4 protein-coding genes are annotated in these 5,522 nt (G+C 67.1%); all 4 read left to right on the forward strand.

Translation table 11 applies throughout. The features are described 5' to 3' along the window. Positions 1-203: 203 nt before the first annotated feature. The 4 genes from ACFTWF_RS44870 to ACFTWF_RS44885 all read left to right on the forward strand — a co-directional run bounded on the left by ACFTWF_RS44870 (position 204) and on the right by ACFTWF_RS44885 (position 5,442). The gene (locus ACFTWF_RS44870) at positions 204-974 is read left to right on the forward strand and encodes a TnsA-like heteromeric transposase endonuclease subunit (RefSeq protein WP_378467507.1); all 771 of its coding nucleotides are present in this window, start codon (positions 204-206) and stop codon (positions 972-974) included. 143 nt (positions 975-1,117) lie between these two features. Beyond that, positions 1,118-3,064 carry a transposase gene (locus tag ACFTWF_RS44875; RefSeq protein ID WP_378467508.1) on the forward strand — a complete coding sequence of 649 codons (1,947 nt, stop codon included), beginning with the start codon at positions 1,118-1,120 and terminating at the stop codon, positions 3,062-3,064. Further along, positions 3,058-4,092 (forward strand): TniB family NTP-binding protein, encoded by a 1,035-nt coding sequence (locus ACFTWF_RS44880; RefSeq protein WP_378467509.1) that lies wholly within the window; start codon positions 3,058-3,060, stop codon positions 4,090-4,092. Before ACFTWF_RS44875 ends, ACFTWF_RS44880 begins: the two co-directional genes overlap by 7 nt. Positions 4,093-4,098: 6 nt before the next feature. Next, the gene (locus tag ACFTWF_RS44885) at positions 4,099-5,442 is read left to right on the forward strand and encodes a TniQ family protein (RefSeq protein ID WP_378467510.1); all 1,344 of its coding nucleotides are present in this window, start codon (positions 4,099-4,101) and stop codon (positions 5,440-5,442) included. Positions 5,443-5,522 lie beyond the last annotated feature (80 nt).

Consider the following 5,522-nt stretch of genomic DNA (forward strand, 5'->3'; position numbering starts at 1 on the left):
TGTCCTGTGACAGTCGATCGTCCTTTTTGTCAGTCAATCTTGCTCATTCCCGTTTCTCTGCCAGTACAGTTTGCTCGGTCTGTTATTGCTGGGGAGTAGGGGTGGGTTCGTGGGCTGTCGTGTCGTGACGCTGGTGGGGTGCCCTTGCGGACCAGGCCGGTTGCCACCGGCTGGGGAGGAACGGCTGAGCGAGCGCTGATCAGGTGGGCGACGCTGTGCTGGCGTTGGATCGTGTTCCGGCCGACGATTTCGGGTTCACGCTGGGTCTGCGCGATGCAGTGGGCGGGGATCGATTCATGCGGCTGGGGCAGTGCGGTCACTTGACGCTGGAGCAGGCCGCGCCGGTGCGGACGTTCCGCTGGTCGCGTGGGCTCGGTCATTTCCCGGGGTGGTGGTGGTCGGTGACAACCGGCCACCACGTGGGCTACGAGTCCTGGCTGGAACGCGATCACGTCCGCGCGCTCGACTTCGATCGGGACGTCGTCGGCCTCGCGTCGCAGCCGTTCTGGCTGCACTGGAACGACGGCAGACGCAAGCGCCGCCATGCCCCGGACTATTTCGCTCGCTTGGCCGACGGGTCGGGTGTGGTGATCGATGTCCGCGCCGATGACGCGATCGAGCCGAAGGACGCCGAAGCGTTCGCGGTCACGGCGCAGGCGTGTGAGCAGGTCGGCTGGCGGTATCGGCGAGTGGGGGTCTTGGATCCGGTGCTGGCGGGGAATATGCGGTGGCTGGCACGGTACCGGCATCCGCGGTGCGCCGGCCGGGCCGAGGTCGGGCAGCGGCTGCGGGAGGTGTTCGCGTCACCGGCGCCGCTGCTAGCGACCGCAGAGCGGACCGGAGACCGGATTGCGGTGCTGCCGGCACTGTTTCACCTGATGTGGCAGCAGGAGTTGGTGGCCGATCTGGCGGCCGCCCGGTTGGGCCCGACCACGCTGGTGACGACTGCGGGTTCCGTCGGTGATGCTCGGTGAGCGGGGGATCCGCGCCGCGGCGGCCAGCGCGGCTGTCGATCGGTGATCGCGTGCGGCTGGCGGGAACGTTGCACACGGTGATCGCGGTATCGGGAACACGGATACAGCTGGCGGACACCGGCGGTCAAGTCACCGAAGTCGGTTTGACCGACCTATCATCGGCCGGAGACTTCGAGGCGGTGAGTGCGCCGGCGCAGGCTCCGGTTCCGCCGACCACGCTGTTGGACGGGTTGCCGGAAGCCGTGACGGCGGAGGCGTTGTGGTGGGAACAGCACATCGTCGAAGTGCTGCGCGGGGTGCCGCCGCAGGCCCCGGCGGGGACCAGACCGAAACCGGAGTACGACCCGGAACGGGTGTCGCTGACACGCCGGGAGCAGGCCAAGGCCGCTGAGCTGACCGCGGCCGGTCGTCCGGTGACCGCGAGCGCGATCACCAAACGCCGACGCCGCTACGAAGCACGCGGGCTGGCCGGGATGGTCGATCACCGGATCGACAAGCCCGTCACTGCGCACGGGCGGGCCGATCCGCTGGTGGTGGAGGCGCTGAAGCAAGCGATCGCCGAGGCGACGCAGGAGTCCTCCCGCACGGCCACCTACCTGTTCTGGCGGACCGGCCAGATCCTGGAGGACACCCACGGTCCGGGCGCCGTTCGGTTGCCGTCGCTGCGCAGCCTCTACCGGTTGCTGGAGAAGCTGACGGCGGGCAAGCACACCACCGGATCGGCCCGCACCCGCCGGTCGCTGGCCGACCGCCCGGACGGGCCGTTCGGCGAGGCGGACGCGTGGGCGCCGGGTGAGCTGATGCAGATCGACTCCACCCCGCTGGACGTGCTGGTGCGCCTGGACGACGGCGTCGTGGGCCGGATCGATTTGACCGGTGTCGTCGACGTCGCGACCAGGACCGTGACCGCGGCGGTGTTGCGGCCGACAACCAAGTCGGTGGACGCGAGTGTGCTGCTGGCCCGCACCGTCACGCCTGAACCGATGCGGCCGGGCTGGTCGCAGGCGCTGGCGATGTCGCGGTCCGCGCTGCCGTTCGAGCGGCTGCTGGACATCGATGCCCGTATGCAGCACGCCGCGGCCCGGCCGGTCGTCATTCCCGAGACGATCGTGGTCGACCAGGGCAAGGTGTTCATCTCCCGCAACTTCCGGGCCTCCTGCAACTTCCTGGGCATCAACTTCCAGCCCGTCCACGACGCATCCGGTTGGGAAAAGGGGCATATCGAGCGGATGCTCGGCTCGGTCGGCACTCTGTTCGCCCAGTTCGTCGCGGGCTACACCGGATTCAACGCCGACCGCCGGGGCCGCCACGTCGAGCAGCAAGCGGTGTGGTCACTGATGGAGTTGCAGGAGCTGCTGGACGAGTGGCTCGTGGCGGCCTGGCAGAACCGGCCACACGACGGGCTTCGCGACCCCGTCCATCCGGGACGGATGTTCAGCCCGAACGAGAAATACGCCGCGCTCGTCGAAACCGCAGGCTATGTCCCGGTGGCATTGTCGGCGGACGACTACGTCGAACTTCTGCCCGCGACCTGGCGGGCGATCAACGCCTACGGCGTGAAGATCAGCCATCGCACCTACGACGACAAGGCACTGAACCCGTTGCGGCACCAGCGATCCGGCATGACCAATCATCGGGATCTCTGGGAGATCCATTACGACCCCTACGACGTCTCACGCATCTGGGTCCGCAACCACTGGAAGGGCGGCTGGATCACCCTGTTCTGGAAACACCTGCACCGCGTCGCAGCACCGTTCGGGGAACTGGCCTGGGACCACACCCACCGCGCCCTGCCGGCCGCGACCGAAGAAGAAGTGGCCGACGCCGTCGCCGACCTGCTGAAACGGGCCCACCAAGGACCTACCGACAGTGAGGGAAAAGGCTCGGCGAAACTCAGTCGCCGGGACCGCCGGGTCGCCGCGCGCACCAAGGCCAGCTCACCGGCTGCCCCTATCCCACCGCAGCCCGCACCGCTGGCCAGCATCGACGAGGAACCGGACCCGGTTCGCACCACTCGTCCGGGCAAGGGCGCCAAGGTGATACCGCTGCCGATCTTCGACCCCTTCGCCGAGGCGGACAAACGATGGTGACCCGCACAGTCCGCCCCGGATCCGATGACGAATCCGGTGATGCCGATTACGGACACCTGCAGCTGACCACGCTGGACGGGTGGCGCGGCTTCGTCACCGAGATGCACACCGCGCCGAACCTGCTGCCCACAGCGGTGTGGACGGGCTTGCCCGAGGACAAACGCGACTACTACGACGACGATCGCATCAATCACCATTCCCGGTTGCTGGTGGTCCAGACACCCACGATCCACCAGGTCATCACCTCCGGGCGCCGCCTGGTCCAGCTGAACCGCAACGCCCACTACGGGCGATGCGGCCTGATGGTGTCCGGGCCCGCCAGAACCGGTAAGACCACCGCCCTGACCCAACTCGGCAAGACCGTCGAGGTGATCCACCGGCGGCGCCACCCCCACGCCGCGGACGACATTCCCGTCATCTACATCACCATCCCGCCCGCCGCCACCCCGAAGATGATCGTGATGGAGTTCGCGCGGTTCTTCGACCTGCCGATCTCGCGGCGCGCCAACATCACCGACATCGCCGACGCGGTCTGCGGCGTGAGCCGCGACGCCCGCGTCACCCTCGTCGCAGTCGACGAACTCCATAACCTCAACACCCGCACCCGCGCGGGCGCCGAAGCATCCGACACCTTGAAATACCTGAGCGAGAGGGTCCCTGCCACGTTTGCATATGCCGGGATCAGCCTCGACCGCACCGGGCTGCTGTCCGGCACCCGCGGCGAGCAGATCGCCGGCCGGTTCGGCATGGTCCGCACCGGCCCGTTCAGCCAGGACCAGCAATGGACCGCGCTCATCGCCGCCTTGGAAGACAGTCTGCGACTGCATCGGCATCGGCCTGGATCGCTGCCCGACCTCGACCGCTACCTGCACCGGCGCACCCACGGAATGATCGGAAGCCTGCTCTGGTTGATCCGCAGCGCGGCCATCAATGCCGTCCTCGACGGCACCGAGAAGATCACCAAGAAGTCCCTGGATGCCGTCGACGCCGACATCACCTCCGAATCTCCGGCCCCTCCCGTCGGATAAGAGGCGATGCCCAACATGCTGCCCCGAGATCGAGCCGAGCTGATACTGGCCCTGGGCAGGGCCGGATGGTCGGTGAGCGCCATCGCGGGGCAGCTCGGCTACAGCCCGACGACGATCCGCTCTTACCTGACCGGACGCAAGATGCCCGGAGTCCGAACCGCACGCCCCCGCCTGCTCACCGGCGCCCTGGCCGACTACAGCCGTCAGCGCCTCACCGACGACCCGCATCTACGGCCCCACGCCCTGTTCAGCGAGTTGAAAGAACTCGGATTCCACGCCAGCAAAGCGACCTTCTACCGCGAGATACAACAGCTCAGGCCGCCCAGCGGACAGCCGACTCACCCGAACCAGGATCTTCTCGACCTGGTCAGCCGATCGCGCCTGCTTACCGATGCCCTGGCCGACTACGGCCGTCAGCGCCTCACCGAGGACCCGCATCTACGGCCCAACGCCCTGTTCACAGAGTTGAAGGAACGCGGACTCAATGCCAGTAAGGCGACCTTCTACCGCGAGTTGCAACAGTTCCGGCAACCCGTCGAACAGTCGGATCCCCCGCACCCACTCGGCCGTCCAGGCGAGCACACGGTCGTGCTGCCACGACCGGTCGCACCGATCACGGGGGAATCTCTGAGCTCCTACCTGCCTCGGCTCGCCCGAGCCAACCACCTCACCCTCGCCGAGGTCCTGGCCGCACTGCCGTCCTGGTTCTCCACGAAGATCAACAACTCCGACGAACTCTCCCAGCACCACATGCTCGTCCCCGCGACCGCCGACGCGCTATCCGCACTCGCTCGTCTCGCCAGAACAACCCCGGAACGCCTTGCCGGGGCGCTACCAGCCTTCGGCGCCACCCACACCCGAGGGCCGGTCCGCGCTACCACCGCCTGCCGTTCCTGCACAGCCCGCCGCGGCGTCAGGGAACCCATCCCCGTTCACCTGCCTGTTCACCTGAAAGTTTGCACGCACCACGGCATCTGGCTCAGCGATACTCGTCAGCCCAACCTCGACGTGACCGCCTGCCCTGAAATCATCACAGCTCAGCATCGTGTCAACCGGCTCCTGCGCCGATACACACCCCAGCAGCTCGTTCTCGCTCACGAAATCGCCGTCACGGCCATCCCGTCCTGGCCGACCTCTCAGGCCGCCATCCCACGCCACTGGAGACACCGACTGCTCATCCTCCAGACCGTCAACCAGCACCGCGGCATCGGGACCGACCACGAGGCCTACACACGCGCAGCGAAATACCCCGACGCCATCGCCCTCGTTCCCGGGATCCTCAACATCCGAGCAAACGAACAAGATCCAATGGCAAAGTCACCCGATCCCAGGGCTCCCCGACAACCTTGACCAGCACTCGGTTTGCCAATCAAATTTCCTTACCGCAGGTCAGGGCGCACATATCAAGGACGATTCGCTGACACAGGACA

The organism is Rhodococcus sp. NPDC056960, assembly GCF_042674125.1.
GTDB lineage: Bacteria > Actinomycetota > Actinomycetes > Mycobacteriales > Mycobacteriaceae > Rhodococcus_F.

Bases quoted from the DNA above. Each gene is read 5' to 3' on its own strand.
- ACFTWF_RS44885 (WP_378467510.1), top strand. From the start codon at position 4,099: ATGCCCAACATGCTGCCCCGAGATCGAGCCGAGCTGATACTGGCCCTG.
- ACFTWF_RS44880 (WP_378467509.1), top strand. From the start codon at position 3,058: ATGGTGACCCGCACAGTCCGCCCCGGATCCGATGACGAATCCGGTGAT.